The 26,666-nt window shown below is 36.5% G+C and carries 34 protein-coding genes and 3 pseudogenes; 12 read left to right on the top strand and 25 right to left on the bottom strand.

Annotated elements, in window-relative coordinates; genetic code table 11:
* Nucleotides 1-90: 90 nt before the first annotated feature.
* From LG329_RS16300 to LG329_RS16290, 3 genes are all read right to left on the bottom strand, one after another.
* Nucleotides 91-285: a DUF6366 family protein gene (locus LG329_RS16300; RefSeq protein WP_404451882.1), complete on the bottom strand. Its 195-nt coding sequence runs from the start codon at nucleotides 283-285 to the stop codon at nucleotides 91-93.
* Nucleotides 286-443: 158 nt separating this feature from the next.
* Nucleotides 444-1,031: a YdeI family protein gene (locus LG329_RS16295; protein WP_404451881.1), complete on the bottom strand. Its 588-nt coding sequence runs from the start codon at nucleotides 1,029-1,031 to the stop codon at nucleotides 444-446.
* Between the two features lie 60 nt (nucleotides 1,032-1,091).
* The gene (locus tag LG329_RS16290) at nucleotides 1,092-1,406 is read right to left on the bottom strand and encodes a hypothetical protein (RefSeq protein ID WP_404451880.1); all 315 of its coding nucleotides are present in this window, start codon (nucleotides 1,404-1,406) and stop codon (nucleotides 1,092-1,094) included.
* 398 nt (nucleotides 1,407-1,804) lie between these two features.
* On the opposite strand from LG329_RS16290, the gene LG329_RS16285 reads away from it, so the two are divergent.
* From LG329_RS16285 to LG329_RS16260, 6 genes and pseudogenes are all read left to right on the top strand, one after another.
* Entirely contained in the window at nucleotides 1,805-2,740 is a 936-nt protein-coding gene (locus tag LG329_RS16285; RefSeq protein WP_404451879.1) for a DUF3231 family protein, read from the top strand.
* Between the two features lie 205 nt (nucleotides 2,741-2,945).
* Nucleotides 2,946-3,260 carry a hypothetical protein gene (locus tag LG329_RS16280; RefSeq protein WP_404451878.1) on the top strand — a complete coding sequence of 105 codons (315 nt, stop codon included), beginning with the start codon at nucleotides 2,946-2,948 and terminating at the stop codon, nucleotides 3,258-3,260.
* Between the two features lie 128 nt (nucleotides 3,261-3,388).
* Nucleotides 3,389-3,556 (top strand): annotated as a pseudogene (locus LG329_RS16275) (LysR family transcriptional regulator); the annotation flags it as partial.
* 85 nt (nucleotides 3,557-3,641) lie between these two features.
* Nucleotides 3,642-4,052 (top strand): hypothetical protein, encoded by a 411-nt coding sequence (locus LG329_RS16270; protein WP_404451877.1) that lies wholly within the window; start codon nucleotides 3,642-3,644, stop codon nucleotides 4,050-4,052.
* Between the two features lie 36 nt (nucleotides 4,053-4,088).
* Nucleotides 4,089-4,139, top strand: a pseudogene (locus LG329_RS16265) (hypothetical protein); the annotation flags it as partial.
* Nucleotides 4,140-4,307, top strand: coding sequence for a hypothetical protein (locus tag LG329_RS16260; RefSeq protein WP_404451876.1), 168 nt, complete (start codon nucleotides 4,140-4,142; stop codon nucleotides 4,305-4,307).
* Between the two features lie 52 nt (nucleotides 4,308-4,359).
* On the opposite strand, the gene LG329_RS16255 is transcribed toward LG329_RS16260, so the two are convergent.
* The 11 genes from LG329_RS16255 to LG329_RS16205 form a co-directional block, all read right to left on the bottom strand.
* Nucleotides 4,360-4,866: a sigma factor-like helix-turn-helix DNA-binding protein gene (locus tag LG329_RS16255; protein WP_404451874.1), complete on the bottom strand. Its 507-nt coding sequence runs from the start codon at nucleotides 4,864-4,866 to the stop codon at nucleotides 4,360-4,362.
* Between the two features lie 113 nt (nucleotides 4,867-4,979).
* On the bottom strand, nucleotides 4,980-5,396 hold the full coding sequence (locus LG329_RS16250) for a hypothetical protein (protein ID WP_404451873.1): 417 nt from the start codon (nucleotides 5,394-5,396) through the stop codon (nucleotides 4,980-4,982).
* Nucleotides 5,386-5,598 (bottom strand): helix-turn-helix transcriptional regulator, encoded by a 213-nt coding sequence (locus LG329_RS16245; RefSeq protein WP_404451872.1) that lies wholly within the window; start codon nucleotides 5,596-5,598, stop codon nucleotides 5,386-5,388. Before LG329_RS16245 ends, LG329_RS16250 begins: the two co-directional genes overlap by 11 nt.
* A gap of 283 nt (nucleotides 5,599-5,881) precedes the next feature.
* Nucleotides 5,882-6,439, bottom strand: a complete 558-nt coding sequence (locus tag LG329_RS16240; RefSeq protein WP_404451871.1) for an AAA family ATPase — start codon at nucleotides 6,437-6,439, stop codon at nucleotides 5,882-5,884.
* A gap of 207 nt (nucleotides 6,440-6,646) precedes the next feature.
* A complete protein-coding gene (locus LG329_RS16235) occupies nucleotides 6,647-7,021 on the bottom strand; it encodes a DUF4181 domain-containing protein (RefSeq protein ID WP_404451870.1) in 375 nt (124 codons plus the stop codon).
* 163 nt (nucleotides 7,022-7,184) lie between these two features.
* Nucleotides 7,185-7,385: a hypothetical protein gene (locus LG329_RS16230; protein ID WP_404451869.1), complete on the bottom strand. Its 201-nt coding sequence runs from the start codon at nucleotides 7,383-7,385 to the stop codon at nucleotides 7,185-7,187.
* Between the two features lie 118 nt (nucleotides 7,386-7,503).
* Nucleotides 7,504-7,752 carry a hypothetical protein gene (locus LG329_RS16225; protein WP_404451867.1) on the bottom strand — a complete coding sequence of 83 codons (249 nt, stop codon included), beginning with the start codon at nucleotides 7,750-7,752 and terminating at the stop codon, nucleotides 7,504-7,506.
* An 88-nt stretch (nucleotides 7,753-7,840) separates the two neighbouring features.
* Nucleotides 7,841-8,137 (bottom strand): hypothetical protein, encoded by a 297-nt coding sequence (locus LG329_RS16220; RefSeq protein ID WP_404451866.1) that lies wholly within the window; start codon nucleotides 8,135-8,137, stop codon nucleotides 7,841-7,843.
* A 162-nt stretch (nucleotides 8,138-8,299) separates the two neighbouring features.
* Nucleotides 8,300-8,755 (bottom strand): cell division protein, encoded by a 456-nt coding sequence (locus LG329_RS16215; protein WP_404451865.1) that lies wholly within the window; start codon nucleotides 8,753-8,755, stop codon nucleotides 8,300-8,302.
* Between the two features lie 64 nt (nucleotides 8,756-8,819).
* Nucleotides 8,820-8,978 (bottom strand): hypothetical protein, encoded by a 159-nt coding sequence (locus tag LG329_RS16210; protein ID WP_404451864.1) that lies wholly within the window; start codon nucleotides 8,976-8,978, stop codon nucleotides 8,820-8,822.
* 146 nt (nucleotides 8,979-9,124) lie between these two features.
* The gene (locus LG329_RS16205) at nucleotides 9,125-9,601 is read right to left on the bottom strand and encodes a GNAT family N-acetyltransferase (protein WP_404451863.1); all 477 of its coding nucleotides are present in this window, start codon (nucleotides 9,599-9,601) and stop codon (nucleotides 9,125-9,127) included.
* Between the two features lie 136 nt (nucleotides 9,602-9,737).
* Between LG329_RS16205 and LG329_RS16200 the strand changes: the two genes are divergently transcribed.
* Entirely contained in the window at nucleotides 9,738-10,076 is a 339-nt protein-coding gene (locus LG329_RS16200) for a DUF3889 domain-containing protein (RefSeq protein ID WP_404451862.1), read from the top strand.
* Nucleotides 10,077-10,213: 137 nt separating this feature from the next.
* Here LG329_RS16200 and LG329_RS16195 read toward each other — a convergent pair whose 3' ends face one another.
* The 6 genes from LG329_RS16195 to LG329_RS16170 form a co-directional block, all read right to left on the bottom strand.
* Complete coding sequence (locus LG329_RS16195) at nucleotides 10,214-10,345, bottom strand: YuzL family protein (RefSeq protein WP_404451861.1); 132 nt, start codon at nucleotides 10,343-10,345, stop codon at nucleotides 10,214-10,216.
* A gap of 167 nt (nucleotides 10,346-10,512) precedes the next feature.
* Nucleotides 10,513-11,211, bottom strand: coding sequence for an isoprenyl transferase (locus LG329_RS16190; RefSeq protein ID WP_404451860.1), 699 nt, complete (start codon nucleotides 11,209-11,211; stop codon nucleotides 10,513-10,515).
* 15 nt (nucleotides 11,212-11,226) lie between these two features.
* Entirely contained in the window at nucleotides 11,227-12,699 is a 1,473-nt protein-coding gene (locus LG329_RS16185; protein ID WP_404451859.1) for a DUF4153 domain-containing protein, read from the bottom strand.
* A 46-nt stretch (nucleotides 12,700-12,745) separates the two neighbouring features.
* Nucleotides 12,746-12,967 (bottom strand): helix-turn-helix transcriptional regulator, encoded by a 222-nt coding sequence (locus LG329_RS16180; protein WP_018392595.1) that lies wholly within the window; start codon nucleotides 12,965-12,967, stop codon nucleotides 12,746-12,748.
* 10 nt (nucleotides 12,968-12,977) lie between these two features.
* On the bottom strand, nucleotides 12,978-13,457 hold the full coding sequence (locus LG329_RS16175; RefSeq protein ID WP_404451858.1) for a DUF2975 domain-containing protein: 480 nt from the start codon (nucleotides 13,455-13,457) through the stop codon (nucleotides 12,978-12,980).
* 229 nt (nucleotides 13,458-13,686) lie between these two features.
* Nucleotides 13,687-14,442 carry a MerR family transcriptional regulator gene (locus LG329_RS16170; protein WP_404451857.1) on the bottom strand — a complete coding sequence of 252 codons (756 nt, stop codon included), beginning with the start codon at nucleotides 14,440-14,442 and terminating at the stop codon, nucleotides 13,687-13,689.
* An 86-nt stretch (nucleotides 14,443-14,528) separates the two neighbouring features.
* Between LG329_RS16170 and LG329_RS16165 the strand changes: the two genes are divergently transcribed.
* From LG329_RS16165 to LG329_RS16150, 4 genes are all read left to right on the top strand, one after another.
* Entirely contained in the window at nucleotides 14,529-15,233 is a 705-nt protein-coding gene (locus tag LG329_RS16165) for a lysostaphin resistance A-like protein (protein WP_404451856.1), read from the top strand.
* Between the two features lie 144 nt (nucleotides 15,234-15,377).
* Nucleotides 15,378-16,913, top strand: coding sequence for a spore germination protein (locus tag LG329_RS16160; protein ID WP_404451854.1), 1,536 nt, complete (start codon nucleotides 15,378-15,380; stop codon nucleotides 16,911-16,913).
* Nucleotides 16,913-18,022, top strand: coding sequence for an endospore germination permease (locus LG329_RS16155; RefSeq protein ID WP_404451852.1), 1,110 nt, complete (start codon nucleotides 16,913-16,915; stop codon nucleotides 18,020-18,022). Before LG329_RS16160 ends, LG329_RS16155 begins: the two co-directional genes overlap by 1 nt.
* 310 nt (nucleotides 18,023-18,332) lie before the next feature.
* Nucleotides 18,333-18,476 (top strand): hypothetical protein, encoded by a 144-nt coding sequence (locus LG329_RS16150; protein ID WP_404451850.1) that lies wholly within the window; start codon nucleotides 18,333-18,335, stop codon nucleotides 18,474-18,476.
* 356 nt (nucleotides 18,477-18,832) lie between these two features.
* Here the strand turns inward: LG329_RS16150 and LG329_RS16145 are convergent, their stop codons facing one another.
* The gene (locus LG329_RS16145; RefSeq protein WP_404451849.1) at nucleotides 18,833-20,482 is read right to left on the bottom strand and encodes a catalase; all 1,650 of its coding nucleotides are present in this window, start codon (nucleotides 20,480-20,482) and stop codon (nucleotides 18,833-18,835) included.
* Between the two features lie 282 nt (nucleotides 20,483-20,764).
* Between LG329_RS16145 and LG329_RS16140 the strand changes: the two genes are divergently transcribed.
* On the top strand, nucleotides 20,765-21,604 hold the full coding sequence (locus tag LG329_RS16140; protein WP_404451848.1) for a DUF2935 domain-containing protein: 840 nt from the start codon (nucleotides 20,765-20,767) through the stop codon (nucleotides 21,602-21,604).
* Nucleotides 21,605-21,684: 80 nt separating this feature from the next.
* Here the strand turns inward: LG329_RS16140 and LG329_RS16135 are convergent, their stop codons facing one another.
* The 4 genes and pseudogenes from LG329_RS16135 to LG329_RS16120 all read right to left on the bottom strand — a co-directional run bounded on the left by LG329_RS16135 (nucleotide 21,685) and on the right by LG329_RS16120 (nucleotide 26,474).
* Nucleotides 21,685-23,262: an FAD-dependent oxidoreductase gene (locus tag LG329_RS16135; RefSeq protein WP_404451846.1), complete on the bottom strand. Its 1,578-nt coding sequence runs from the start codon at nucleotides 23,260-23,262 to the stop codon at nucleotides 21,685-21,687.
* Between the two features lie 300 nt (nucleotides 23,263-23,562).
* Nucleotides 23,563-24,303 carry a type I methionyl aminopeptidase gene (gene map, locus LG329_RS16130; protein WP_404451845.1) on the bottom strand — a complete coding sequence of 247 codons (741 nt, stop codon included), beginning with the start codon at nucleotides 24,301-24,303 and terminating at the stop codon, nucleotides 23,563-23,565.
* Between the two features lie 173 nt (nucleotides 24,304-24,476).
* Entirely contained in the window at nucleotides 24,477-24,875 is a 399-nt protein-coding gene (locus LG329_RS16125) for a VOC family protein (protein WP_404451844.1), read from the bottom strand.
* A 216-nt stretch (nucleotides 24,876-25,091) separates the two neighbouring features.
* Nucleotides 25,092-26,474, bottom strand: a pseudogene (locus LG329_RS16120) (serine hydrolase domain-containing protein).
* Nucleotides 26,475-26,666: the final 192 nt, after the last annotated feature.

Raw genomic sequence — 26,666 nt, 5'->3', positions numbered from 1 at the left:
GTTTACTTTAGCATAAAATTCCATTTATTTTCTTTAAAAAAATAGAACCTTTGATTAAGGTCCGCTCGACATCTTCAATTTTTGAACCTGTCACCTGAAGAAAAATGAGGCAATTAAAAAGCCTACTATTATTACAAGAATAAGTATTCCAGTACCTTTCCGCCCTAAACTCCCAACCAAATCTGAAAGTCCTCCACCGTGAACACTTCCGGCAGGGTTTCTTTTTAGTTCTTCTTGTCTCATTTTTTCTCTTCTTCTTTCAGGAGTTTCTCTTTCATCATTCATTTGAACACCTCACTAGTTCAAATTTCCTTCTTTAATTTTCACCCGTTACTCAAAGGTAAATAAAAACTATTTAAGTAATTTCTGTACGACCTTTTATTCTCCAAATTCCAAAGCCTATCAAAGCCCCAAGCATATTAATTTATTTTTCATCGAATATACTAATCATTTAATCCCTTTCCATCGAGAATCTGCTGCATCCATTTTTCAACCCTTGACTCTCGCGTTTTGGATTGTTTGGCTTTAGAGAAATAAAGAATGTATGCTCTTTGTCGTCCCGGCGTCAATGCTTCAAAAGCAGTTTTCAAGGCAGGGGTTTCATTGAATTTATTTTGAAGTTCTTCAGGAATTATGAATTCTGTGTTTTTCTTCACTTCCAAACCAGCTTTTTCAACTTCAATGGCTTTATAAATATAGTCTTTCAGGATAGTTTCCATTTCAACTATTTCTTGAACATTGGTGAACCTGATCTGGCGCGCCGCCTGTACATTCTCCGTTTGCTGGATTAGAATCCCATGGGCATCCTGTAACAAGGCACCTTTGTGAAACAGAAGCGCACAATATTCTTTAAATCCATGTATTAAAACAATGTTTTTATTCTCAAACGTGTAACAAGGTTTACCCCACTTAAATTCTTCGGTCAGCTCACAGTCAAGAACAATATTTCTTAACTGTTCATATTCTTCCTTCCACTTTTTAGATTTACTTAAATATTCATCAACCTTAGGATTCATTCTACTATCTGTCATCAAGTAACACCCCTCTTCAATTTTCCGATCATTCAATAATACAAACTGGAATTTGACATCCTACATTGCTGTTCTGTCACGATATACAATCAGAGTAATTGCATTTAATAGGATGGTAACAATGAGAAGAACTGCTGCGACGAGCCCCACGGCACCTGTTGTGTCCATAAGAGCAGACCAATCCTCAATCTTTACCAGATGATAGTTATAGAAAATCTGGAAACATAGCGAAATAGCACAAGCACTGATACTCATAATGGAAAGAGCGACCCAATTCCTATGGTTATGCTTTTCATATCGCATAAGATTAACAACAGGAAGTATCCAAGCAATTAGTCCAAGTATAAGGCTGTCAAGATTAAGCAAACCAATCATATCTACTCCCCCTTTGTATTTTTTGTTTCTTCATCTTGTTCACAATCCTGCTCTCGTTAGTACAATATGAAATAACTGCTCTCTATAGCTTAATAACACATTTTTATTTTAACATTAAATTTCATCAGGTTAATTGGATCACCCTGAATTTTTTTAAAAGTTATTTTATTCCGCCAAATATGCTTGCTAAAGCATTTTTTGGAGACCGTTGAAAATGCTCATCCAATTTCAGAACATGCTTTACAGTTATCTCAGCCACATATATTTTCCAATACTGCGCATATTATCCCTAGAATATATGATAATATTGGAGGTCGTACAATGGAATATAATCACGATCACACTAGATTAACTTCTGCTGAAATGGAAAATTATGGGTAACTTATACGGGCAACACAATGGCGGAATGTGTTCTTAGTTATTATCTTCAACATGTAAATAACCAAGATATTAAAATAGTTGTAGAAAAGGCTCTACATTTAAGTGAGAAGATTGTGAAAAATATTAAAGAAATATTTATTCAAGAAAACTTTCCTTTACCAATTGGGTTTACGGATGAGGATGTGAACTTAGGTGCTCCAAGGTTATTTTCAGATGAATTTTATCTTCATTACTTGAAATATACGAGTAAAGCAGGGATGAGTATTTATTCAATAGCAATCCCTTTAATGACAAGAAAAGACATAAGAGATTTCTTTATCGATACTTTTAACTTAACAGTGGATTTAATAAATGAAGTTAATGATTTATTAATGGTAAAAGGATTTAATATGAAGCCCCCACAAATTCCAACACCAGAAAAAGTTGATTTTATAAATAAACAAGATTATCTAAGTGGTTTTTTTGGAGATAATAGACCTCCTCATGCACTAGAGATTGCACATCTTTATGATAATATTGAAAACAATGTAACAAGTAAGGGGTTATTAATTGGTTTTAGTCAAGTGGCTAAAACTAATAAAGTGCAAAAGTATTTTTTAAGAGGTAAGGAACTTACTAATAAACATATAAAGGCCTGTTCACAACAACTAAATAAAGATAATTTACCATCTCCTCCATTATTGGACGACCAAATAAGCACTTCTACTTTTTCTCCTTTCTCGGATAAATTAATGTTATGGCATAAAATAGACATGTTTTCCATGAAAATTAGATCGTATGCCAATGCTTCATCACTTAACGGAAGGCGTGATATTGGTGCAATGTATGCTCGGCTTCTAGCGAATAATGCACTATATGTAGAGGACGGTGCTAATATTATGATTGAACATGGGTGGATGGAGCAACCACCAGGAGCAACTGACCGTACAGGAATTGCAAAAAGGAAGGGTTAGACGATATATGGAAAAATTGATTTGGAGCATTCCCCTTCCTGGATTTGGGGCCATATAGTGGAACAAATTTTCTTCCAAAAAAGAATCGGTTGAAGAGGTGCAAATTCTGTTTCTTATGCAACACAATTTGCAAAGAAAAAGATTTAAACATTTCTTCTGTGACATAAACGAGTTATAATATAGAAATGAAATCGGAGTGATACTAATGGAAGAAACTTTGAAGCAAATACTCAGCGAACTTCAAAACGTAAATCAAGGAATGCATGATTTTGAAAAACGCTTTGATAACTTGGATAAAGACATGAATGAACTTAAAGATGGACAAGAACAACTGAAAGAAAGCACAATTAATCGTTTTGGTCCATATATCGAAGAAGTTGCTAAACACATCGATGAAAGATTTGATGAAGTAAAAGATACTTTAGAAGACCAACAAAGGGTAATTGATACTTTAGCAGTTCGTTCTGTTAATCACGAAAGTGAAATAAAAGACTTTAAACGCATACTAAAAAACCAATAAGGAGCGATTATGCTCCTTTTTTTCGTTCTCCGAAAAATCTCCTTCACAGATTTTTCCGATCAATGAAGAGAAAAAATTAAAATAAACAGTACGACCATACTGTTTATTATTGTAAAACTTTTATTCATCCTGTTATTCAAGTAGAATCAGATATTGGTAAGGGACGAATGAAGAAGTTGGCATGGGGAAACTTCACATCCCCCATTTTCATTCAAATTGCCTGGCACAAAGATAAATGGATGACACCACCTTTAGACGCCTTTATCGATCTAACTAGAAAAACCTTTAAGGAATAAAACTTAAAGGTTAATATTTAATTGGGGAAGTCAATCTGCATAAGGAAAGAGAGATTAAGATATTACAGTTTTATAGGAGGTTACTATGGCTTTAAAATATAAATGTTTAATCTTAGACCACGATGATACAGCAGTAAAAAGCACACCAGATATACACTATCCATCATTTGTGGAGGCTCTTAAAGACTTGCGACCACATGATAAATCTATTACCTTTGAAGATTTTGTTAGATACTGTTTCAATCCAGGATTTTCTTCTTTATGTAAAGACATCATTAAATTCACAGAGGAAGAACAAAGACATCAGCAAGTGGTATGGAAAAATTATACCGAATCAACTGTACCTGACTTCTATGAACTGTTTGTAGAGACTATTCAAGAATTTAAAAAACAAGGTGGAATTGTAACGGTTGTTTCTCATTCTGAGAGGAACCGAATTGAAAGAGATTATTCTATTCATTGTGGATTTGTGCCAGACGCAATCTTTGGATGGTAACTTCCAGAACAGAAGAGAAAACCAAACCCTTATCCAATTAAAGAGATTTTAAATCGCTTTAAACTTCAAGAAACTGAAGCACTAATGTTGGATGACCTAAAGCCTGGATTGGAGATGGCGAGAAGTTGTAATGTAGATTTTGCAGCTGCTGGATGGTCTCACAGTATTTCCGAAATCAAGGAACAAATGAAATTGGAATCTAAATATTACTTTGAAACAGTAGAACAATTTAATCAATTTATATTGTGTAAATAACAAACGCTTGGGGAAACCCAAGCAATGTTATTTGTTAATTCACTTGTTATTTTTATAAACAATTCCTCAGTTGAACACTCCGGAGCTTCTCTCTTCCCTGCCAAATTGTGCTTCTAATAAATGCCTCCGTAGTGTCTAATACTTCACTTATTTCTTTTATTGACAACTCTTCCCTATGTTTTAAAACAAGCGTAATCCTTTCTTCCAATGCCAAATTCATTAAGATTCTATGCATATCAGTTAGCTCAAATGTGAATCGGTCCGTGGTGACTTTGGAGTAGTCATTATCGGGACTATTAAAATCGAAGTGACTTATAGCTAACTTAATACTCACTTGATACAACCATACGGAATACTTTTGTAAAGAATGATAAGAATGTATATTAGAATAAGCGTATATAAATGTCTTCTCAGCTAATATTTCAGCAGTTTTTGTGTTCCCCGTTATAAAAAAGCAAATCTGAAACACGCTCTCAAAATAATAATCAACAATTTGTTTGAACACATCAGTTTTTCCTCTCTGAAACGTAGAAACAACTTCTTTTATCATTTGTCCCATTAAAATAACCTACCTTTTTGTCTTCACGATAAAAAACGAGGCAACGAGTTGTTTACCTATTTTCTAAACCTGACATAGTCTCCTGCAAGCTCTACATTTAAACGATTAATTCGTTAAATTTGTTTTTCATAATATCTTTTTACAATAGGACGTATGATCATTCTTATTACAAGTAAGGAAAAGATTAGAGTTTGTCCTACTATAGATATATTTAGATAAATCGCAAGGCAAAAGGCGATAAAGATAGCAACATCCATTACAAAATTCACTGTTTCTCCGGACTTTGCATTTATCAATACGTTACGCTCATCGTATTTTTCAATTTCATTTCTTTTCTCCCCTTTTTCGTTCTTTGTATCATTCTTACTTTTCAAATAAACTTCTATGGAAATTCCAGCTAATGCAATACCTAATGCACCAACACCAAATGGTAATTTTTCGCTTTCTATTACACTAATAATGAATACAAGAATTCCAATCACAGCTAACAGTATTGTCATAATCAAATTACGTAAATTATTATTGTTCATTTTCATCATCCTCTTCAAAAATAAATAATTCTTCAATACTAACTTTAAAAACCCTTGCAATTTTGTAGGCTAAAAGTACAGAAGGATTATACCGCCCCTTTTCTAATGAAATGATAGTTCTTGAGGAAATAGAAACTAAATCCGCCAATTGCTGTTGTGTTATATTCGCTTCGTTCCTATAACTTTTAATATGGTTTTTCATCTATTCATCATCCTAAATAAAAATGAAGTTTGCTTCACGTGAAGTTTGTTTCATGTGAAGTTAACTTCATTTTATAGTTAATGGTATTTATTGTCAATATAAAAAAGTGCAAATTCTTAAAGAAATTGCACCAGAGGTATTAATAGACCCTATACACAAACAATGGCTAATTTTAAAAAGGATTAGCCATTTCTCAACAACATCATATTCATTTTCTATACCAAATTGGTATTCCTCGTTTATTGAAGAATTTCACCCATTTGCTTAACTATTTTAGCACTCATCATCTATTAGAAATATCAGCAACTTTTCGGATAATAGACTGGACACCATCTCCATTTTTGATCACAAATAAATGGTTCGCTTCACCTTCTACTGGCGCAATCACATCGTTTATATTAGTCTCATCCTGCTGCCGAGTATGTACTTCCTCAAAAGTTGAAGCAGTTCTTAATATAGTTGTACTACGCTTACTTTTCTTAATTCGCTCTTTAAGCACATGGTCAGGAATATCAAAATTCACCAGGATGCTGGTGAATCCTTTGTTATGATAATGTTCGAGCAGTTTCAACCGGCCTTTTCGATTGCGATTTGAGTTGCAAATAATGAGGTGGCAATTGGTCTCATTAACTGCATAATCAATAATGGATTGTGTGAGAGCGTACTTGGCTGTATTAGGTCCATGTTTTGGTACTAATGTTTGGTAATAAGTGTGGAGAAATTCAGCATGGTTATCTTGATCAATCACAACTGAGTTGGGTATCTCTTTTTCTAAAGCTTTCGCGAATGATGATTTCCCGCTATGGGTTTTACCGACTGTCATAATTACTACCCTATTCATGAATGCAACTCCATTCTCAAAAATTACGGTATATCCTTTATTGATTAGCATCATCACATATTTATCGATTTTGACTATTGGATCCATGTTAGTATATTATTAAAATTGCAAACGCAATTTTCTGAATCAGAGGGTAAAGAAAAAGGTCACCTTAGATTTGCAACCCTCGTGTTAAGGTCTTGCACCAGTTACTTTAAGTACACTATGTCACAATATCAAATCCAAAAAGGGAAAATTATCTATATTGTACATAACAACAAGACACAATATTAGTAATAAAGTTGTGCTGATATACTGCTTTGATTCCTTTATAAAAATAAATTCCATAATTACCTGGAATCCTATTAATAATGCTAAATAGGTCATCCAATAAAACTTTGTTAGAATGTCTGAATTATTAGTAATCACAAACCATAGTGTGCTTAAAAAGATTACAAGGATAATACCTCTACCCCAAAAGTCTAAATTTTTACCAGATGTTTCCGAAACTTTTTTCCTTTCAACCCCAAGTATCTTATTTGTTACTTTTTCTACCACGAACAACAAAATAAGTAGACCAATAAAAAACGCTACAAACTTCACCCAATTCCCCCTTATTACCTTTAATATTATTCCATTATTAAACTCTTCTGCGTCGTTAGTGAAAAAGCGACTGCTCTAATTGAACAATCGCACCTTTTACTTTAGGTAAACTTTTACACGAAATACTTAATTATTGAAACTCTGTAAAAGGTGAAACCTAATTCTAATTGCTATCCTTTTTTTTATTACGAAACCAACTAACAAGGTGTAATATTTCAGCTATTAAACATCCTAGTACCATCCATTTAAAAAACACGTAATCGTCATTCATATCAGAAAAAAGAAATGCAGCTAGAGTTCCAATACCTATTCCTAATGCTAGTGACAAGTAACTTTTATATCTATATTGAATGTATTCCCTCATTGAAAAACTCTCCTATAATAGAATTCAAAATTGCTCCTTCCTTAATCCTGCCTCGTGTGTTGAACAAGAAGTGCCTAGCTTTATAAAATAAAGCATCAGTTAGTTTAACAAGGAATAGTTAAGAAAAGTTGCTAATATACTTTTTTATTACAAGTAAAAACATAACGAATGATATAACAAAATAGAAATAACCTGACTTCATTTTGTCTTCGATAACATATTCTAAACCACGTAAAAAGGTAAATAAGGTCAAAAACGGAGTAAATATAATCCAAAAAAATTCATTCCAGTCAATTAAAAAATAATAGATGACAATACAAATAATTGAAATTGCCATAATCACATTTATTTTACGCAACATTTTCATTCTGTTTCTCCTCCCCTTTTGTTTAACGATCCTGCTGCAATAGTTGAATAACTCTTGTTGAAGTAATGCACCAGTTAACTTAACAAAATCAGACATAGAAACAAGCGATAATTAAACAAACCATAATAAAAGAAGTTATCCATTCTTTTACACCTGTCTTGATATTCTTTTTCTTGTCATACCACTTTATTTTTACTAAAGATAAAATAAATAAAACTGACATTACAGGTACAAATAAAACTTTAAATATTAGAGAAGACTCAGACTCAGGAAGGAGGTTATCTAAAAAAATGGCTATCACCCAAAATAAAATTAATAGCACATTCTTCATTCCTCTAAATCTTTTTCCATTAAAAAGGAACTCAATAACATTTTCCTTTTCCAAATTACCACCTCCCTTTCATAGTCCAATCCATAGTCATTTTATACTCATATAACCCTTTTTCTTCTTCAACTCTACTGACCCATTAATACAAATACAATAAGTAAAAGGATCTTAAGTAACAAATGCTTGTTAAACTCTCGCACCAGTTTGTTGAATAAGCAGCTATTTGATTTTTTCAGCAATCCTTTTTAGTTCTTTTGCACGGGTAATTATAAACGCTGTCATATATTTTTCCAAAAACAATTTGTCGGCAATTACTCCGATTGGACCCAAAGGTGACTTATACTCAAATGTATCAATCATTAAGGTTCCACCTTTTTCTTCTATAAATTGATGTGTATGAGTGAAAAAACTGAAGGCTCCTTTTACCATAATATCAACAAACTCAGTAGGCTTTTCCATATGAGTCACTTTAGCTGTTAACCTTTGTTTAATACCAAAGTGAGTGGCTTCCCAAGTAACTGTATCGCCCTCTTTTAACAACCCCTGCGTAACCCCTCCCACAGCTTGTTCCTTCGTTTTAGCAGTGGTTTTAGTATGTACATTTACGTTTCTTGTAAGGTCAAAGCATACTTCCATAGGTGCTTGTATAAATTGTTTGTGCTTAATAATAGGCAACTGCATTCTCCTTTGTAAGTACGTATTTTAAATTATTACTTATGCAAGGAAAGCACTAATTACTTTAAAACGAATCGAATAATCTTGGGAAAACAAAAATTAATAATAATCCAATAGTCATATATGTAATGTACTTTTTTCTGTTAGTTCCTTCTCTGAGTTCCCAAACCCCAAGTGTGACTAAGTATAATCCTATCATTAAAGTTACCAATATAATTATCATCATTATCTCTCCTACTTTAAATCTTCTTCCACTATCCTGATTAGTTAGCTCAAGATCTTTTTAATTTATTTTAACATAATATTCCAAATGATTTTCATAAAGAAAAGACAATCAAATTGATGATTGCCTTGTTCAACTCTAGCCAGTTAGTTCAATATAATCTCCATTTTTCTACCCTTTGTTGTCATCCCAATTGACCTATAAAATTCAATGGCAGATGTATTTTCCTCAGATACTCCCAATTCAATACTATCAACTCTGAGGCTCCTCCCAAAATCAAAAACGTATTTAGTTAGTTTTTTTCCGATACCTTTCTTTCTATGCTTTTCAGCAACGCATAAACTGTTTATAACTAATACTTTCCTCGCTTTAACAAAAGAATTTTCACTTGTTTCTTCTTCCTTTGCCACTACAACACCGACTATATCATTGTCTATGGTAGCAACAAAAATGTGTTGTTTGCCATCAATCAACTGGCTTTCAAAGAACTCTTGCTCGACTGGAGTGGAATTCTCTTTGTACAAATCTGGTCTTACAAAAACGTGGAATTCATGAACCTGCTTAAATAAAGGCAACAAAAAATCGTAATCGTTTTGCTCGGCATTTCGAATAGATATATCCATATTTTTTTCTACCCCTCAATAATTGTTTAATTGGTATTATACCACTTCTCACTCTTGCACCAAAAGTTGAAGAAAAATTTGGCGCATAACCTTCACAAACAAGAAAAGACTAATATAAAAAAGAAGGTTTTAAGGTATGAAAATATTAATATCCATTCAGTTGCTATTTTGTTTATTCTCATTTGGTGAATTTACACCTCTTGAACCTAACAATACTACAAATTCAGAACAAGAAGGCCCTTCCTATGCCAAGTGGGGGAAAATAGCTATGAAAGAGACAAAAGAAAAATATACCCACGCAGATATTATTGATTATCTTCACATCAGCAGGGAAAAAGGAATGGAATATTCAACAGAAAGGTTTAAACTATGGCTTAAAAAGGACAATAAAGAATTTGGTGTATTTGTCGATATTAAATTCAATAATGAAACTGAACAAATTATTAGTATTAAATATAGGGAAACAACCCGGTAATTCTGTAACTATAAGGCGACAGTAGTGAAAAAGCGTATCTGTTTATTTCAGATACGCACCAGTAGTTTCCTAAAACTGTAAGAAAAGCAGGTGGAATTTATCTCCACCTGCTTGTTCATTTTAATCTCAAATAATTATTAAGAACGCTTTTGTTTCTTTCTTGAAGAATCAGCCTTTTTTCTTCCAGTTTCTCTTCTTGTCGTTCCTTGCCCTTCAGTTTCTGATGAACCCAAACCAATTGTTGATGGATTAGCTTTTTTCTTTGACACGCTATTCACCTCCAATTAAAGTATTCCTTAAAATATATTTAGGTATGCTATTTTATTGCTACTTTGAATAAACCACTAAAATTGGCAATCTTTTTAAGATAATCAAAATAGTCAGGTCCAACGACAGCTCCATTTATTATCCTTGAGTGTCTTCGTCAATTTTGTATTCACCCGCTCAAATAAGTATTCACCGGTTGCTGACCAATTGCTTCGGCAAGCATCTCCCCCGTGAAATCGGGAAAAAACACATCCGAGAAATACAGCTCCGATTCAGCGGACTGCCAGAGCAGGAAATTACTTATTCTCTTCTCCCCACCCGTCCGGATAATCATGTTGGGTGACGGCAAATCCCCCGTGTACAAATACTGCTGCATTCTTTCCTCAGTTATATCATCCTTGCTAATCTTCCCGTTCCTGACTTCCTCAATCAGTGTTTTAGCGGCATGGACAATATCGCCCCTGCCACCATAATTGAAAGCGAAATTAACGATGATGCCAGTATTATTTTCTGTAGAAGAAACCGCCTTTGCCAGCACTTCCCGAGTTTTATCGGGAAGAGGAACCGTGTTTCCGGAAATTCTGATTTGAATATTCCTTCGCATAAATTCAGGAAGCTTTTTATTAAAAAATCTTATCGGTAAACCCATCAGGTAATTCACCTCATCAGAGGGTCTGGACCAGTTTTCCGAGGAAAAGGCATACAGCGTCAGTACCTTGATGCCGAGTTCAATACTTGCGTCAATAATCTTCTCCATTTGCTTTGATCCCGCATAATGGCCTTCACTTCGGCTCAGACGTCTTTTTTTACCCCACCTGCCATTCCCATCCATGATAATTGCCACATGGTCAGGACTACTTTTATACATCCGACCTCACCCCCCTCAGTATTTTTCTAGTTCCAAACCGAGCAATTGCTCGCGGACCTCCCGCTTAGTAAAATTAAACGATTGCCAGTGATCCAGTGAATTATCCTCCATCATCTGCTGGCGGTTATATAGCATCTGTTCAAGCTCCGGATAATCTGGATTCACTTTGTACAGTTCAATCAATCCCTCAACTCCCGTGGAGGAAAGAGCGTTGAGGTAATGAATATCAATCTTGTCGGTCCGCTCGTATCGCTCCAGATTCTCATCCACGATTATCTGTTCAATATGCATGACATTCAGCCCTGTATAGAACACTAGCCCTGCGATCAGATAGAAATGCAAGAGCGCAAGTCGCTCAAACCAGACCCGGAATAGTGTGTAGGCAAAAATCACAATCAGAAAAATCATGAATGCATGAGCTAGAATCCGTTCCATGGTAAATCCGTATGCAGCTTCATACATACTCAGCCGTTGATAGGCGGACACCAGCATCACTCCACTGACGGTCACCAACAGAGAATACATCAGTTTAAGCACTAACTTCATTTTTGCCCCCTGTTCGCGCACAAGCTTCAGACAGCAAATCAGAATCGTCCAGTTGATCAGCGTGACGATTATCAGTTCAAAGAACCCGCGCCTCGCATACTCCGCGTAAGTATAGCCTCCCTGCAGTCCATCACTGAAAAAGTAGGTGAACTGGATGGCTGTAAAAAGAGCGTACACCGCATTAAGCAGAATCAGGATTGTCACTGCAGTTACCCCATTACAGCTGATCGTACCATTCTCCGCATCATTCTTTTCCTGAATAGGTGTCCGTGTCTTAATCCGCAACACCTGCAGAATTCCAAAAAACAGAGCCGTGAATACTAGAACAGCCACTGTCCGAAATATCCCTTCCAAGTTAAAATCAAAAATAAACTGTGGCAGCCTGAGTACCATCTCCTGAAAGACGGCATCCGCCGACATTAAAAGACCTGTAATTATCCCAAGGAGTGGGAGGCCAATAAGAAGGCCAATCAGTACCCGTTTCATTGTCTGAGAAGTGGATTCATCCATATTTCTGGACACTAGCTTAAATACTCTGCCACTGAATTGGCTGCTGTAGGTGACACCTTGGCCGATTTTAGCCGCCATTCGGACCACAAATGCGGGCGTGCCCCATTTCAAGTTGCCAGGGCTTGTAATTAAGACCACATGGAACAACACAAGAAACGGGATGACCACAATATTCAGCAGGTAGAAAAGCACATTATCATATAATACATAACTCGCTGCCAGGAGCCAGATACACCCCATTATTAAAAGGCCAATCCTCCGGTGGTTGAACCCCAGTTTATACCGCACAAACACCACTAGATAGAACCCTGTGAGAAAAACCAGATACGAAACTCCTATCCTGGCATGAAAAAAGCTAATTTCGGCAAGTATACCAAGCCCAAGACAACTGAGCATAAACAACCATTCATTCTTCTTAATTACTGTATCCATCTACCAATTCCCCCCTTACTGCCAAATACTTATAAAAAATGTCTTATTATCCTTGAGTGTCTTCATCACTTTTGTATTCTAAAATATCTCCAGGCTGACATTCTAAAGCCTTACAAATCGCCTCTAAAGTTGACAATCGAATCGCTTTTGCCTTTCCATTTTTCAATATAGAAAGGTTAGCCATTGTTATCCCAACCCTCTCCGAAAGTTCTGTTACGCTCATTTTCCTTTTAGCCAACATCACATCAATATTAATTATAATCGCCATTGTATTCACCTCAGACCGTTAAATCATTTTCTGATTTTATATCGATAGCATGTTTTAATAGCTTTTGAAGAACAGCGGCAAACACAGCAATCACCATGGAAGCAAAAGTAATGACCAATCCGATTAACATGACACCTGGAGCGTCATCCGCATCCGCTATTTGATAGATGATTGGTAATTCCGCTGCATACAAGATACTGATTGTGATGGCGCAGTATTTTATATTCTTTAAAACATTAACCGATAACCCAGAGAACGCTTTGTTCTTGTCAATATAGGTTAAAAGTTTTAAAGTCTGATACAGAGCAAAGAAAAACACTATCGCTGTTGCATACATACCGATTAAAAAGAGATATTTCAGATAGGAAAATTCTGGAATGATCTCTGCCACATATTCCGATAACCCAGGCAACAAAAAGATACACAAAGCCAGGACAGGAAGTCCCATAAGAATAACAACGAACTTTAAAAAGAATGTTTCTCGTTTCATAAAATGCACCTCTCCTATTCATTTTCAAATTGATTATAACAGCATATTTATCGAATTACAATAAATTATTACTGTATTAAATGATATTATTGTTGTTTCATAAATATCCATTTAATCTTAGACAAAAATAAAAAGCGCAATTCTAATTTTAGAATCGCGCCCTTTAATTAAGAAAATTGGATTTATCATTTTTAATTAATTTTCCTTCTCTGAAAACAACAATTATCGGTTATTTCACGTGCATATTTTCTTCAAAAAGCTGAATTGCCTCTTCTACAAAATCCAATACCTTTTCTTTTACCGGATAGAGATTAATTTCTCGTGACTTTTCTGGTGATTTACGTATTTCAAAAAATTTATCACCTAGCTGTTCATCACCTTCAAATAATTCCTCAGATAAGAATAAAGTTTCTTCAGCAATAATCTGACCTTCTTCAGATTTCGGACTATCACCCCTTTTCAAACATAATTCAATCCTCCTGTTTAGGTTAATCCATCGTCTTACTTGAGGATTATCTTGTTCCAACTTTGGGAGATTTCCCTTAAGGGTCACCTGTTCTTGAAGACCAAAGTATTTATTCCACTTTTCATCGGCACTGCCCTTTGTTTGATCTTCTTGTATCAAAGGAATTAATTGCTCCCATTTTAAATCTCCTTCCAGTTTAATACTATTTAAAAGCGAGTTAGTATGTTTAACGGATGCATGATACCCTTCCATCTTCTGCTGTAAGTAATCTCTATGGACATAAAGTAACTTCTCCATCGTAATCTTTGAAAGTATTTTCCCAATATTATTTAGTGACAAGTTCAGCATTTTTAGTATCGTTATCTTTTTTAATATTAATAAATCTTCATCACTATAAAACCGTTTTCCATGCTCATCTTTCTTGTTTGGGCTCATTAATCCAATCTGATCATAATACCGTAATGTCCGTACAGAAATATTCAGCATCTTAGAAACTTCCCCTGTTGAATGAAATTTCACCTTTTCCCCTCCCAAAAAAAACAATTGCGGGTTACGCAACGTTACCAATTACACTTAATATAGCATAAATAAGGAAGTGATTATTCATGAATAGTAAAGATTTTTATTTCAATCAGAGTCCATGGTCATGGAAGGAATTAATCCAGCTTTTGACGCTAGTTTTGGTGTTTACCCCATTCTTCATTGAATTTCTGATAATGCAATATCTAACAGAAATCTTTCAAAATGAATTATATTCCGGGACCTTAATTGGATTTATTATGTCCATCCTCTTTACCTTTGGAGTTTATTTTATTGGGATTAAACCGAAAAAACTTTCTTGGAATGAAGTAGGTTTCCATCGATTCTCAAAATCTTATTGGAGTCCCATGATCGGATGGACCATTGTTCTAATTATCGGTAGCATTTTGCTGTCATATATCACGGAATGGCTATTTGATATTGGAACGAACAACAGCAAGACAAATAGCTTACAAACTAGATTAACCACCATTAATACCATCATTGCTTTTGTATCAGCTGCGATAATTTCGCCAATTTATGAGGAAATTTTTTATCGTGGATTTCTTTATCGTTGGTTTAGAAGTAAATATGGATTGTTAGCGGGAATGTTGATTAGCTCCTTTATCTTCATGATTGTTCATATTCCAACATTCAATTCTTTGCCATACACTTTTTTATCTGGTCTAGTTTTTGCATGGACATATGAAAAAACACAATCTATTTATCCTTCAATGATTATTCATGGAACTTTTAACGGATTGGCAGTTTTTTTGACAGTGACCATGTAAGCATTTCTTCACAATCTAATTCAAAGTGCCACCTCATTAAAAGGACGTTTTCCTATCTCATACAGTCAAACCTATTTCTGTATAAATAACATTGACTATGGGCAAAAGAAGGGAAGCAACCTACCGTGCATTGAGGTGAATTAAATGAAACGGATTAAAAAACAGAAGTCAAAAAATACGGAAGAAGATTTCTCTATAGAGTTAGTAAAAGAACTCGATAAAAACTTAGATAATCTAAAAAAAATGTTGGATGAACCCAATGATTTAGTTATAAGGGAATTTACGGTTCGTGGTACTAACCATAAGTGTGCTGTCGTTTTTATTGATGGCTTGATAGATACGAATTTGGTAAATAATAATATCTTGAAAAATGTACAGATAGTAAACGAACGAAAACAACTTCCTGATGACGTAACCGAGCTCTTAGATGAAATTCATCGGGAGATCATTTCCATATGTGATATCAAAAAGGCTAAAACATTGGACGCTATTTCGAATGCTCTTTTATATGGTAGCACGATCTTTTATCTGGATGGAATAGATCGTGTGTTAATTATGGATACAAAAGGATGGGAAAGTCGCGCAATTGAAGAACCAATATCAGAGGCAGTAATCCGTGGGCCGCGTGAAGGTTTTGTTGAAAATATACGAACAAACATGGTTCTTCTTCGCCGTCACTTACAAGATCCTAACTTACATTTTAAAACGCATCATGTTGGGCGTCGTTCGAAACGTGTCCTTGTTGTAGCATATCTAGGTGGTGTTATTCATCCGGATTTTTTGAAAGAGTTGAACCGTAGACTTGAATCAATTGATATGGATGATGTACCGGAATCTGGCTACATTGAAGAATGGATTGAAGATAGTTTTCTGTCACCATTTCCACAACTTCTTAATACAGAACGACCTGACACAGCCGCGGCGGCCATTGCAAAGGGGAAGGCTGTAATTTTACTGGATGGTACGCCATTTGCATTGATTGCCCCTTTAACAATTGGAAATGCATTTCAGTCTCCCGAGGATTATTATGAACGGTGGACGATTGGATCGGCACTGAGGGTTTTACGTTACTTTGCTGCATTCATAGCCATGTTTTTGCCCGCATTATATATCGCTCTCGTTTCCTACCATCAGGGAATGATTCCTTCAGAGTTGGCGTTTTCCATTGCAGCCACTAGAGATGGAGTACCCTTTCCGCCATTTGTGGAAGCCCTCTTAATGGCAGTAACCATGGAATTGTTACGGGAGGCAGGAGCACGGCTGCCGAAAACAATTGGACAAACAATTGGTATTGTTGGAGGTTTGGTAATTGGAGAATCCGCAGTTCAAGCCGGCATCGTAAGTCCAGTTATGGTTGTTGTTGTTGCTCTAACTGCGATTGCTTCTTTTGCACTCCCTGCATATAGTGTTGCAATTTCTTTTCGATTGGTACGCTTTTTCTTTATGGTTTCAGCAGCTCTTCTAGGGCTTTATGGTATTATCCTTGTTTACATTATGATTAACATTCATATTGTAAATCTTAAAAGTGTTGGAGTTCCTTATTCTAGCCAATTTGCCCCTGCATTTCCAAAGGATTGGAAGGATCTTGTGCTACGAGCACCAATTCCTACGTTGACTAAGCGTCCAGGTTATTTAAAACCACCTGATAATACTTCAGCAAATAAAGGGGATACAACGTAATGAAGAGCTTCGAATATGGTGATGAAAAAATTAGTGATAGAGAAATCATGCTTGCTATTCCATCCCTGGTGATTGGTGTTGGAATCTTTTCATTACCTAGAGATTTGGCGAATGTAACTACCGCCTCGGATGGGTGGATTGCTATACTCGTTGCCGGGTTAGTTGCAGTTCTTGCCACGTGGTTATTGGCTAAGCTTGCTATTGGATTTCCAAATCAATCCTTCTTTACGTTTTCATCTACCATTCTTTCAAAACCGGTGGCAGTTGTTATATCGTTATTGTTTGCTGTAATTTGGTTAGGAATTACTGCTTTTGAAGTCCGTAGAATTGCTGATGTATCAAAACTATATTTATTTGACCGAACGCCTGTCGAGGTAATTTCACTTTGCTTTCTTCTTGTCGTTGTTTATGCTGTTTCAGGCTCTAGGGCAGGATTATTTCGATTAAATATGTTGTTTTTACCGATTATTCTCCTTATTGCCTTAGTTGTTTTTGTATTTAATTTAGGATTTTTTGATCCAAACCAATTATTACCAATGTTTGAAACAGACTTTAAAGGTTACGTTAAGGGGATTCATACAGGTTTATTATCATATGTTGGATTTGTCATTGTTTTATTTTACATTGGACTAGTTGACAATCCCAAAAACGTTCCTGAAAAGGCTGCAATTGGGATGTGTATACCAATTGCTTTGTATTTAATGCTTTTTCTTCTGTGTATAGGCGTATTTGGTCATTCGGTAACAGCTAATCTACTTTCTCCAACCATTGAGTTAGCAAAGGGGGTTGACGTACCTGGGGGATTTTTAGAACGGTTTGAATCTGTCTTTTTTATTATTTGGATTATGGCCATCTTTAATACAACTGCGATGGCATTAGATATTGTTGTACTTTCACTCAACTCTATCTTTAATCATACGAAAAAAATCAAAGTTATTATTTTAGTAGCACCGATTGTATTTAGCGTTAGTATGTTTCCACAGGACTTAATTGAGGTAACACTACTTGGCTCAATTGTCAGTAATGCAGCATTCGTATACACCATTTTCATAGGGGTGGTTCTCTTTATTGTTGCTAAAGTAAAGGGGGTGAAGCGGGATGGAAAATAGAAAAGTCTATTTGCTAATCCTTTGCACATTTGTCTTCTAGTTAACAGGATGTTAGGACCAAGTAGCATAGAAAACCGTAGTGAATTCTTTGGAATAAATATTAGAGTCACCAGTTGTTCCACAAACTATAACTATTTATTAAGGACTATTTATCTTATTTAGTTCTTTTAAAGTGACTATAAGTATACTGATTGAATTCGTTGCTACTCTATTCAACAGTATATTTATAAGGGGTCATTTAGATTACATTTATGTAATACCCTTTTAATTATTTTGAAAATTGCTATAGTTATCTAAAGGGGTGGGTACAATGCATTACATTGACCAGTATATAAGTCTTGTGCAGGAATTTGAGCAGAACTTAAACAGGAAATTAACAAACAAAGAATATGATTTTATTAAATGGTTGATAGAACAACAAAATGATTCTTCAGAGATCCTACAATGCTCATAAATGCCCCAGAATAATAAATATAATTGATAAATCTGGTCTCAATTTTATTCGAATACATGGTGTGTTGTTCATTTACAAGTTTTATAATATCATGAAGCTAACCACATAGGACATAGATATATGCTTTCAAGGAAGGAAGATTTTCATGGCTGACATTATACAATTTAATATACCACAAGTAGAAAGATATAATATAAAAACCGTCCCATGCTAGTTACATGGAACGGTTACAATAGACTAGCCCCATCACTTTTGTCATCATTAACCTCACTTTTTTCCAGTAAACCCAGAATAAGGGGAAAGGGCTGTTCCTGCTCTTGTAGTATTCTGAAGAAGTGATTGTCCTTACCTTATAATTAATAAGGATCAGCTTCGTGGCTTTTCTTTACAGCATCTTCTGTTGCTTCATTCTCAGCTAGCGAACCTTGACCATATTTCGATTTACTTGCATCACGTCCAAGGACTTTGTCTTCCATCTTTTTTTCTTCCATTTCTTTCATTTTCTTTTCGATACCTTCCTTCACACGGCGACCATAGTCTTTATCGGCATGAGTGAAGTGCCCAATCATGGCATCTTGAATTCGTTTGTCGCATACCGCAAGTGCTCCGGAAAGGTTTTCGATCAATTCATCGCGCTCCCAATCTTCAAAGCTACGATATGTATCGCCTGCTTGGCCGTAGTTGTTAGGACGATCAATTGGTGCACTCATAGCCGCCGCATTATAAGTTGGACGGTGTTGTGGAGGTTCTTCTTCACTTGCTTCCCGAAGGCCGCCTTTCATCGATGGCTCATAGTTAATATGTGGATTATCTCCAAATTCCTTCGGGTTATGGATATCCATTTGGCCACGATGCTGGTTTGTGCGAACAGGTGCTTTTGGTGCGTTCACAGGTAATTTTAAATAGTTTGCACCTACACGATAGCGCTGCGTATCAGAGTATGAGAAAGTACGACCTTGCAGCATTTTATCGTCTGAGAAATCCATTCCATCGACAAGGACCCCTGTACCGAATGCAGCCTGTTCAATCTCCGCATGGAAATTCACTGGATTGCGATCAAGGACCATACGACCCACAGGCAACCAAGGGAACTTATCCTCTGGCCACAGTTTCGTATCATCAAGCGGATCAAAATCAAGTTCCGGGTGATAACCATCCTCCATAATCTGCACAAAAAGCTCCCATTCAGGATAATCTCCGCGCTCTATCGCTTCATATAAATCTTGTGTCGCATGACCGACGTTTTTCGCTTGAATGGCACTTGCTTCTTCTTGTGTTAAGTTACGGATGCCTGACTTCGGCTCCCAGTGATACTTTACTAACACAGCCTCCCCTTTTTCATCTACCCATTTATAGGTGTTTACACCAGAACCCTGCATGTGGCGGTATGTTGCTGGAATTCCCCACGGAGAAAATACAAATGTAATCATATGTGTAGCCTCAGGGGAACGGGAAACAAAGTCAAACATCCGCTGAGGATTTGGAACGTTCGAAACCGGATCAGCTTTAAACGCATGAATCATATCAGGGAACTTCATCGCATCACGGATAAAGAAAATTTTTAGATTATTCCCAACCAGATCCCAGTTGCCATCTTCCGTATACATTTTTATTGCGAACCCGCGTGGGTCTCTTTCTGTTTCCGGCGAATCTTTTGATCCTGCCACTGTTGAGAAACGAACCATCAACGGTGTTCTTTTCCCAGCACCTGAAAATACTTTTGCACGAGTAAACTTCTCTACTGGATCATCCCCAACTTTTCCGTACGTTTCAAAATATCCAAATGCTCCAGAACCACGTGCATGAACTATACGCTCGGGTACCTCTTCCCGATCAAAATGGGAAATCTTTTCAATGAAATCGTAATTCTCAAGTGTAGCAGGACCACGATCACCAATTGTACGGATGTTTTGGTTATCTGTCACCGGGCGTCCCTGACGCGTTGTTAATGTCTCACGCTCCACGTCTTTTCCGTTTGAAACATCCATACCTTTTTTCTCTGCCATAATGAAAACCTCCTCAAAATTAGCTCCTTCTATATTTCCTCATATTAGAAAAGTTATACAATAATAAGAGTTCAAGAGTTCATGCTGTTTAGAGTGATTTTATTAATTATAAAATCACTAGTATCAATAGACTTAACTCCTCTTTTCTTATCTTTAAAATATATAATTATCATGTAGATGATGCATAGGACAAATATAAGGACGAATATACTATATTCGGTTGGACTTTGTTTGCTAGATGAAGCTCTTGAATAGGCCTTAATAACAAAAGGAAAAGGTTAGATGTGGCAATTTATTAAGGGCGATTATACGGATGGGGTAATTACAAACAAGAGAGGGTTGGATTTTATGCCGTATACGGATAACTATGAAAGAGACGTCTATGGGACAATTGCTTTTTGGTTACGGAACGATTATGAACATGGTCGATTTTTTGACAGGGAAATAAGTCACTATGAAATGGAACTGGCACGCGCAAACCAGAATATGATTCAGATTTTAGGTGGGGTGTGGCAAAAGGCAGAGTCAAAGAAGGGGGATATCGGAACACTGATTCAGGAGGCTAAACATGTAACACATGAGTTTCACAGTTTACTTGCCTATACGTTGGATAAATCGATGCACTGTGAAGTCATCATCTCAACACCAGCATCACTTCTTGACCACATGATACGAGAGGCGGAGGAATCACAGAGGGTATTTCAGTTAATTGAAGACGGTGTCCAAGTTTCACCGGCAGATGCAATCATTCACGAAAGCGTCTTTTGGTTAAGGCAAATGGCCGATCATCTAGGCTACATACGCCATTATTTGGATGTATCTAATTATGACTTGAACTTTACGATAACAGGTATGATGCAAAAGTTTGAGCGGCTGCTTATGCAGGCAACAGCACTCAGTACAATGGTACGCACCCCACGGAATGAAACGTTACCAGTTTTAACACAATTCAAGGAAATGATTATTAAAGAAGCCAAGAGCCTAGAAGCATTTAAATTAGAATTAGATGATTTAATCAAAAAATGCGCAGCTGTTACAACCTCCCCGCCGGATTTGTTAGAACATATTGCTAGGGAAGCCCACCACTTATGGAGAAACCTGGAGGAAGGAGTTGTAAGATAGGAAGTGAATATAGCAAACCCATTACTCCCCCAGCTATCTCAAGATAAATAGCAAAAAGCTGCAGTAATTCTACTGCAGCTCTAATAACCTGAGTCCTCTGATGTAAGGTTTTCAATCATCTTATAATCATATTGCTGTAAAGGCTTTTCTGCTGGACCCTCCATTACTTCTCCGGTATATGAAAACCTAGAACCATGGCATGGGCAATCCCAGGTCCTTTCACCATCGTTCCATTCGACTTCACATCCTATGTGGGTACAAGTTGTATCTACAATGTGTAGCTTTCCTTCTGTATCCTTATAGGCACCCTTTCTTTCCCCTTTGACGCTAATGATAGCACCTTCATCGTTGGCTAATGTATCAGGGTCAATATTGGACATTTCCAGTTTTCCCTGAATTAAATGGGAAGCAACATCTGCATTCTGAACCAAGAAGTTTTTTAAACTGGGATTTGCGTAAAACCTTGATGGTGTAAACAAACTTTGATATGCATTCTTTTTGCCTAGGACCATGTCACGAAATAAAAGTGCAGCAACAGTCCCATTGGACATCCCCCATTTTCTATACCCAGTAGCAATTAATACATTTGGTTGACCAGCTGATATTTCCCCGATATAAGGGACCTTATCTAGTGTAGTCAAATCCTGTGCAGACCAGTGGTAGGGAATGGTTTCTAGTCCTAAAACCTGTTCGCCAAATGATTCTAAAGCTTTGTAGTGTTTCATTGTGTCTATTCCTTGGCCGGTTTTATGACTTTCACCAACAATAAGCACCATTTCCTCCCCGTTAATAGTTACGGATCGAAGGGAACGCGTTGGCTTATCAGCACTAATGAAAATTCCACCCGGGAAGCTTTTTTTGGTTTTGGCTGCAAGGACATACGAACGATCAGCATACATTCTTGTGGAATAAAGTCCTAATCCCTCATAAAAAGGAAAATGTGAACATGCCAGTACATGGTCGGCTGTAACGCGATTTCCATCACGGGTAAGAACTACTGGCTGCTTTTTAGCTTCAACATTTACCGCTGTTGTATTCTCAAAAATCAGTCCGTCTTTTTCCGAAATGTTTTGAACAAGATGGCTTAAGTATTTAAGTGGATGAAACTGTGCTTGATTTCTCATTATAAGTGCGTTTTTTATCGTTATATCCAAGGGGATTTTATCAACTAATCCGCCATCAATGCCAAGTTTCTCGTAGGCCTTTGCTTCTTTTTGAATTTTTCCTTCATATTCTTCCGTGGTTGCGTACATGTATGCGTCTTGTGTACTAAGATCACAATCAATCTGTTGCTGTTCGACTGTTTTTTTAATAAAGTTTATTGCTTCTGTATTGGCTTCATAATATAATTTTGCCTTACTTTTCCCCATATTAGTAATAAGCTCGTCGTATATTAAATCATGCTGGGCTGTAATTTTTGCGGTGGTATGTCCTGTCGTTCCGTTCAGTAATCTATCAGCTTCCAGAACGGCAACTTTCAATCCTTCATTTGCTAACAGGTAGGCGGATGTTATTCCGGTAATCCCGCCTCCCACAATAACAACATCAACTTGAATGTCTTTATCCAATTGAGGGAACTCCGGCAAAACGGTAGAATCTCTCCAATACGATGCAGGAAACTCTGACAACTTCCCCGCAATATCATCTTTATCGGTCATAATAAATCCTCCATTCGGTACTTTGGTAACATTAGGATTGCCATATACCAGTGGACTATACTCAATCCATTAAATAGGCGGGGTTAACTTGTCAAACATAGCTGTAATCCTTTTCCCGTGCAAAGTTTCGATTTGAATGATCAGTGCTTAGGGAATTACCTCTAGGAGTAAATGCTTTATAAGAAGATATCACTTATTAGTGACTATGAAGTTTATTCCGCAAAATGGGCCATTAAATGAAAAAAGAGCGCTGATCTTTATTCCAGGGAAGCGCCCAATTGCATTGTGATATTAGTGCTCTTACAATGTGGTAATAATCGGTCCTTCTTTCGTAAGAATAATCGTATGTTCGTATTGAGCCACAAAGCTTTCATCGGTAAGGAATGTCCATCCATCTTCGGATTGGAAAACTTCCTCTTCAAATGTTGAGATAAAAGGCTCAAAGGCAATTACCATACCTTCTTTTAAAATTTCGTCATCCCAGCGAGAGAAGTAATTGAAAATATGTTCTGGTGCTTCATGAATCGAGCGCCCAACACCGTGTCCAGTAAGATTTCTTATGACTGTTAAGCCATGCTGTTTCGCTACATTGTGTACAGATTTTCCGAGCGCGCTTTTTTTTGAACCTGGTTTTGCCTTCTCAAGTCCAGCGTCGAATGCTTCTTTAGCAACGTCACATATTTTTTGTAAAATTATCTCTCCCTTCCCAACTACAAAGGAAATTCCGGTATCTGCGAAATACCCGTTTTTCGAACCGGAAACATCAATATTTACAAGGTCCCCTTCTTGAATGGTCCGCTCCCCCGGTATCCCGTGCGCTACTTCTTCATTTATGCTAATGCACGTATATCCAGGAAAATCGTATTCTCCTTTTGGTGCAGATTGAGCTCCTGCTTTTTCAAAAAGTTCTCCCGCAATTTTATCGAGTTTTTTTGTAGTAATTCCAGGTTTGGTACAACGGACTAATTCATCTCGAATCGCTCCACAAATTTCACCAATTTCTTTTAATCCATTAAAATCCTCTTCGGTCTTTGCAATCATCGTATATCCTCACTTTTTAAAGTATTTTATGATTAGTATTCCATTTAGATTCTAGCATAAACGGAACGGCTTTTTCTTCAACAAAATGGGCCTCTAAATGAAAAAAGAGCGCTGATCTTTATTCCAGATTAGCGCCCGATGGTGAAATACTTCACACTCCATTTGCAACCAGATTACTCTGGTAAGTTCAACTGCCAGGATATGCCAAACTGATCATTCAGCCATCCGAATTTTTTGCTGAACCCATAGTTATCTATAGGCATGAGTGCTGTGCTATTTTGCATCATTTTATTATAAAGGCTATCGATTTCCTCTTCGGTATCACACGTAAGAAAGATAGAAAAAGACGGGGTAAACGTAAACTCATGATCAACATGGCTGTCGATACACATGAACTCCTGCCCCTTTAACGAGAATACAGCTTGCATAACTGTACCTTCTTCACCAGGTCCTTCAGCCCCATATCGAGTAATGCTTTTAATTTCTGAATCCTCGATGAGTGATGTGTAATATTTCATAGCTTCTTCTGCAATACCGCCTTGAAACATTAAAAATGGTGTTACGTTCTTCATATTTAACTTCCCTTTCTTTACATAAATTTTATTGTTTTTTCCCTGTTCCAACTAACTGTTTAAGCCCCTAAAGCATAAGAGCGAATCCTTCTTGGGTGAACACCTCCTATTGCTTTGTTTACAACTAAATTATAAAACTTATGTTTGTAAAGGTAAACAAAATAGACAAACGTTTATAAAAGAAAAAGCTGTCTAAAGGACAGCTCTGTTCAATAACTATCGTACTATTCGATAATAGACTCTCCTAATTGTAACAACAAATCCAACAATGAAAATAATAGCTAATAAAACCATCGCAGCTGGAAAAAGACCAAATGCGTCTTTAATTGTAGAGCTGTTATTTTGTAGGGTAGGGACAACAAAGAATAACCATCCAATACCCACGACTGGCACCAATTGCGGGATTAACCGCAGATAAAATCTCCAAGCAGGATGTTGTTTACGTTTATTCGACCATTTTTCACTTCGGATCATTCCTCTGATCCCTAAAACCAGGTATATCAATGTAATGAGACCAAGTGATAAATCGATTATTGTAGGTACAGGAGCTTTCATTTCGGGTTCATGTCCCTCAGTCAATTGAATGATCCCTGAACTGATCTCATAAGCATGTTCGAAAGTAGGGGTAAAGCTATTGAGTAATACAGCTACTGCGTATCCACTACTTGGGACGATGTCTTGTTGGGCTTGATAAGTAGATGACACACCACTATGTGAAATGCGAGCGGGTTTGACGTTTGGAGAGCTTAACGACCAGCCAAGTCCGTTTTTTTCACTACCAGGTTGAGGAGAGTAGGATTCTTTTAACAATTCTTCTGATAATAATTGTTTGCCTGATTCACTTTTCCCTTCGTTCGTGTACATAGAGAGCCATTTTCCCATATCAGATGCTGTTGTGACCACTCCTCACATTTGCTCAAGCTCTGTCCATGGAATTGCAGTTCCATAAGCTGTTACATATCCTTTTGATAGCCCTTGTACAGGATCTCCAGAGTTCACAGCGGTTAGCGAGTCATTCATTCCCAGTGGAGAGAATACCTTTTGCTTAAGATACTCAGGAAACTCGATACCACTCACTTTTTCTACTAAAAAAGCTAAGATCCAGTAATTCGGATTGCTATAGTAGTATTTCTCCCCCGGATTCGACTGAAGTTTCCAGTCATGTAAGCGGTCCACACCTTCTTTTAAGGTGTTTGAAGGAGACACAATAATTGGATTCGGAATTCCGGATGTGTGACTCAATAGTTGACGTATTGTAACCTCTTTCCATCTAGAATCATCAAGTTTAACTTCTGATAGATGTTTAACTACTGGGTCATCCAATTGGATTTTTTCTTCATTAACTAATTGCAAAACGGCAAATGCCGTAAATGATTTGGATACAGAGGCGATTCTCATGAGTGAGTCTTCTGTTATCGGTTTCCCTTCAGAATCATGTCCATAACCATTTTCATATACTACCTCCCCGTCCTTTACGATTACAATCGAAGCGCCAGGCAGTCCGTTTCGTTCGAGATACTTTGTAACAAATTCATCAACATCTTCCGTTTTAAGCGGTTCAGCAGCTTGAGCTGATAAAGGAAAGTTAAATACGGGCATTAAAATAGCTATGAATAATAGAATGACACATATTTTCTTCTTACTTTTTACTGTTTTCAATCATTTTTCCTCCGTTTAAACTTTATTTATTTTTAGGCTGTATTCCCAAAGATTGTTGCTTTTTAAGAGAATAGTATTATCTAGCATTTTAAAAATACATACCTTATACACACTGGTTACTAGGTGACTTAT

The sequence above is a fragment of the Virgibacillus necropolis genome (assembly GCF_044793635.1).
GTDB lineage: Bacteria > Bacillota > Bacilli > Bacillales > Amphibacillaceae > Virgibacillus_F > Virgibacillus_F necropolis_A.
The sequence above is the reverse complement of the archived record's forward strand: the minus strand, read 5'-3'. Positions and strand labels throughout refer to the sequence as shown.

What these genes read in the sequence shown, in the direction of transcription:
- LG329_RS16300 (WP_404451882.1), bottom strand. Translation starts at nt 285, where the DNA reads ATGAATGATGAAAGAGAAACTCCTGAAAGAAGAAGAGAAAAAATGAGA.
- LG329_RS16295 (WP_404451881.1), bottom strand. Translation starts at nt 1,031, where the DNA reads ATGACAGATAGTAGAATGAATCCTAAGGTTGATGAATATTTAAGTAAA.
- LG329_RS16290 (WP_404451880.1), bottom strand. Translation starts at nt 1,406, where the DNA reads ATGATTGGTTTGCTTAATCTTGACAGCCTTATACTTGGACTAATTGCT.
- LG329_RS16285 (WP_404451879.1), top strand. Translation starts at nt 1,805, where the DNA reads ATGGCGGAATGTGTTCTTAGTTATTATCTTCAACATGTAAATAACCAA.
- LG329_RS16280 (WP_404451878.1), top strand. Translation starts at nt 2,946, where the DNA reads ATGGAAGAAACTTTGAAGCAAATACTCAGCGAACTTCAAAACGTAAAT.
- LG329_RS16270 (WP_404451877.1), top strand. Translation starts at nt 3,642, where the DNA reads ATGGCTTTAAAATATAAATGTTTAATCTTAGACCACGATGATACAGCA.
- LG329_RS16255 (WP_404451874.1), bottom strand. Translation starts at nt 4,866, where the DNA reads ATGGGACAAATGATAAAAGAAGTTGTTTCTACGTTTCAGAGAGGAAAA.
- LG329_RS16250 (WP_404451873.1), bottom strand. Translation starts at nt 5,396, where the DNA reads ATGAACAATAATAATTTACGTAATTTGATTATGACAATACTGTTAGCT.
- LG329_RS16245 (WP_404451872.1), bottom strand. Translation starts at nt 5,598, where the DNA reads ATGAAAAACCATATTAAAAGTTATAGGAACGAAGCGAATATAACACAA.
- LG329_RS16240 (WP_404451871.1), bottom strand. Translation starts at nt 6,439, where the DNA reads ATGAATAGGGTAGTAATTATGACAGTCGGTAAAACCCATAGCGGGAAA.
- LG329_RS16230 (WP_404451869.1), bottom strand. Translation starts at nt 7,385, where the DNA reads ATGAGGGAATACATTCAATATAGATATAAAAGTTACTTGTCACTAGCA.
- LG329_RS16225 (WP_404451867.1), bottom strand. Translation starts at nt 7,752, where the DNA reads ATGAAAATGTTGCGTAAAATAAATGTGATTATGGCAATTTCAATTATT.
- LG329_RS16210 (WP_404451864.1), bottom strand. Translation starts at nt 8,978, where the DNA reads ATGATAATTATATTGGTAACTTTAATGATAGGATTATACTTAGTCACA.
- LG329_RS16205 (WP_404451863.1), bottom strand. Translation starts at nt 9,601, where the DNA reads ATGGATATATCTATTCGAAATGCCGAGCAAAACGATTACGATTTTTTG.
- LG329_RS16200 (WP_404451862.1), top strand. Translation starts at nt 9,738, where the DNA reads ATGAAAATATTAATATCCATTCAGTTGCTATTTTGTTTATTCTCATTT.
- LG329_RS16190 (WP_404451860.1), bottom strand. Translation starts at nt 11,211, where the DNA reads ATGTATAAAAGTAGTCCTGACCATGTGGCAATTATCATGGATGGGAAT.
- LG329_RS16185 (WP_404451859.1), bottom strand. Translation starts at nt 12,699, where the DNA reads ATGGATACAGTAATTAAGAAGAATGAATGGTTGTTTATGCTCAGTTGT.
- LG329_RS16180 (WP_018392595.1), bottom strand. Translation starts at nt 12,967, where the DNA reads ATGGCGATTATAATTAATATTGATGTGATGTTGGCTAAAAGGAAAATG.
- LG329_RS16175 (WP_404451858.1), bottom strand. Translation starts at nt 13,457, where the DNA reads ATGAAACGAGAAACATTCTTTTTAAAGTTCGTTGTTATTCTTATGGGA.
- LG329_RS16165 (WP_404451856.1), top strand. Translation starts at nt 14,529, where the DNA reads ATGAATAGTAAAGATTTTTATTTCAATCAGAGTCCATGGTCATGGAAG.
- LG329_RS16160 (WP_404451854.1), top strand. Translation starts at nt 15,378, where the DNA reads ATGAAACGGATTAAAAAACAGAAGTCAAAAAATACGGAAGAAGATTTC.
- LG329_RS16155 (WP_404451852.1), top strand. Translation starts at nt 16,913, where the DNA reads ATGAAGAGCTTCGAATATGGTGATGAAAAAATTAGTGATAGAGAAATC.
- LG329_RS16150 (WP_404451850.1), top strand. Translation starts at nt 18,333, where the DNA reads ATGCATTACATTGACCAGTATATAAGTCTTGTGCAGGAATTTGAGCAG.
- LG329_RS16145 (WP_404451849.1), bottom strand. Translation starts at nt 20,482, where the DNA reads ATGGCAGAGAAAAAAGGTATGGATGTTTCAAACGGAAAAGACGTGGAG.
- LG329_RS16140 (WP_404451848.1), top strand. Translation starts at nt 20,765, where the DNA reads ATGTGGCAATTTATTAAGGGCGATTATACGGATGGGGTAATTACAAAC.
- LG329_RS16135 (WP_404451846.1), bottom strand. Translation starts at nt 23,262, where the DNA reads ATGACCGATAAAGATGATATTGCGGGGAAGTTGTCAGAGTTTCCTGCA.
- map (WP_404451845.1), bottom strand. Translation starts at nt 24,303, where the DNA reads ATGATTGCAAAGACCGAAGAGGATTTTAATGGATTAAAAGAAATTGGT.
- LG329_RS16125 (WP_404451844.1), bottom strand. Translation starts at nt 24,875, where the DNA reads ATGAAGAACGTAACACCATTTTTAATGTTTCAAGGCGGTATTGCAGAA.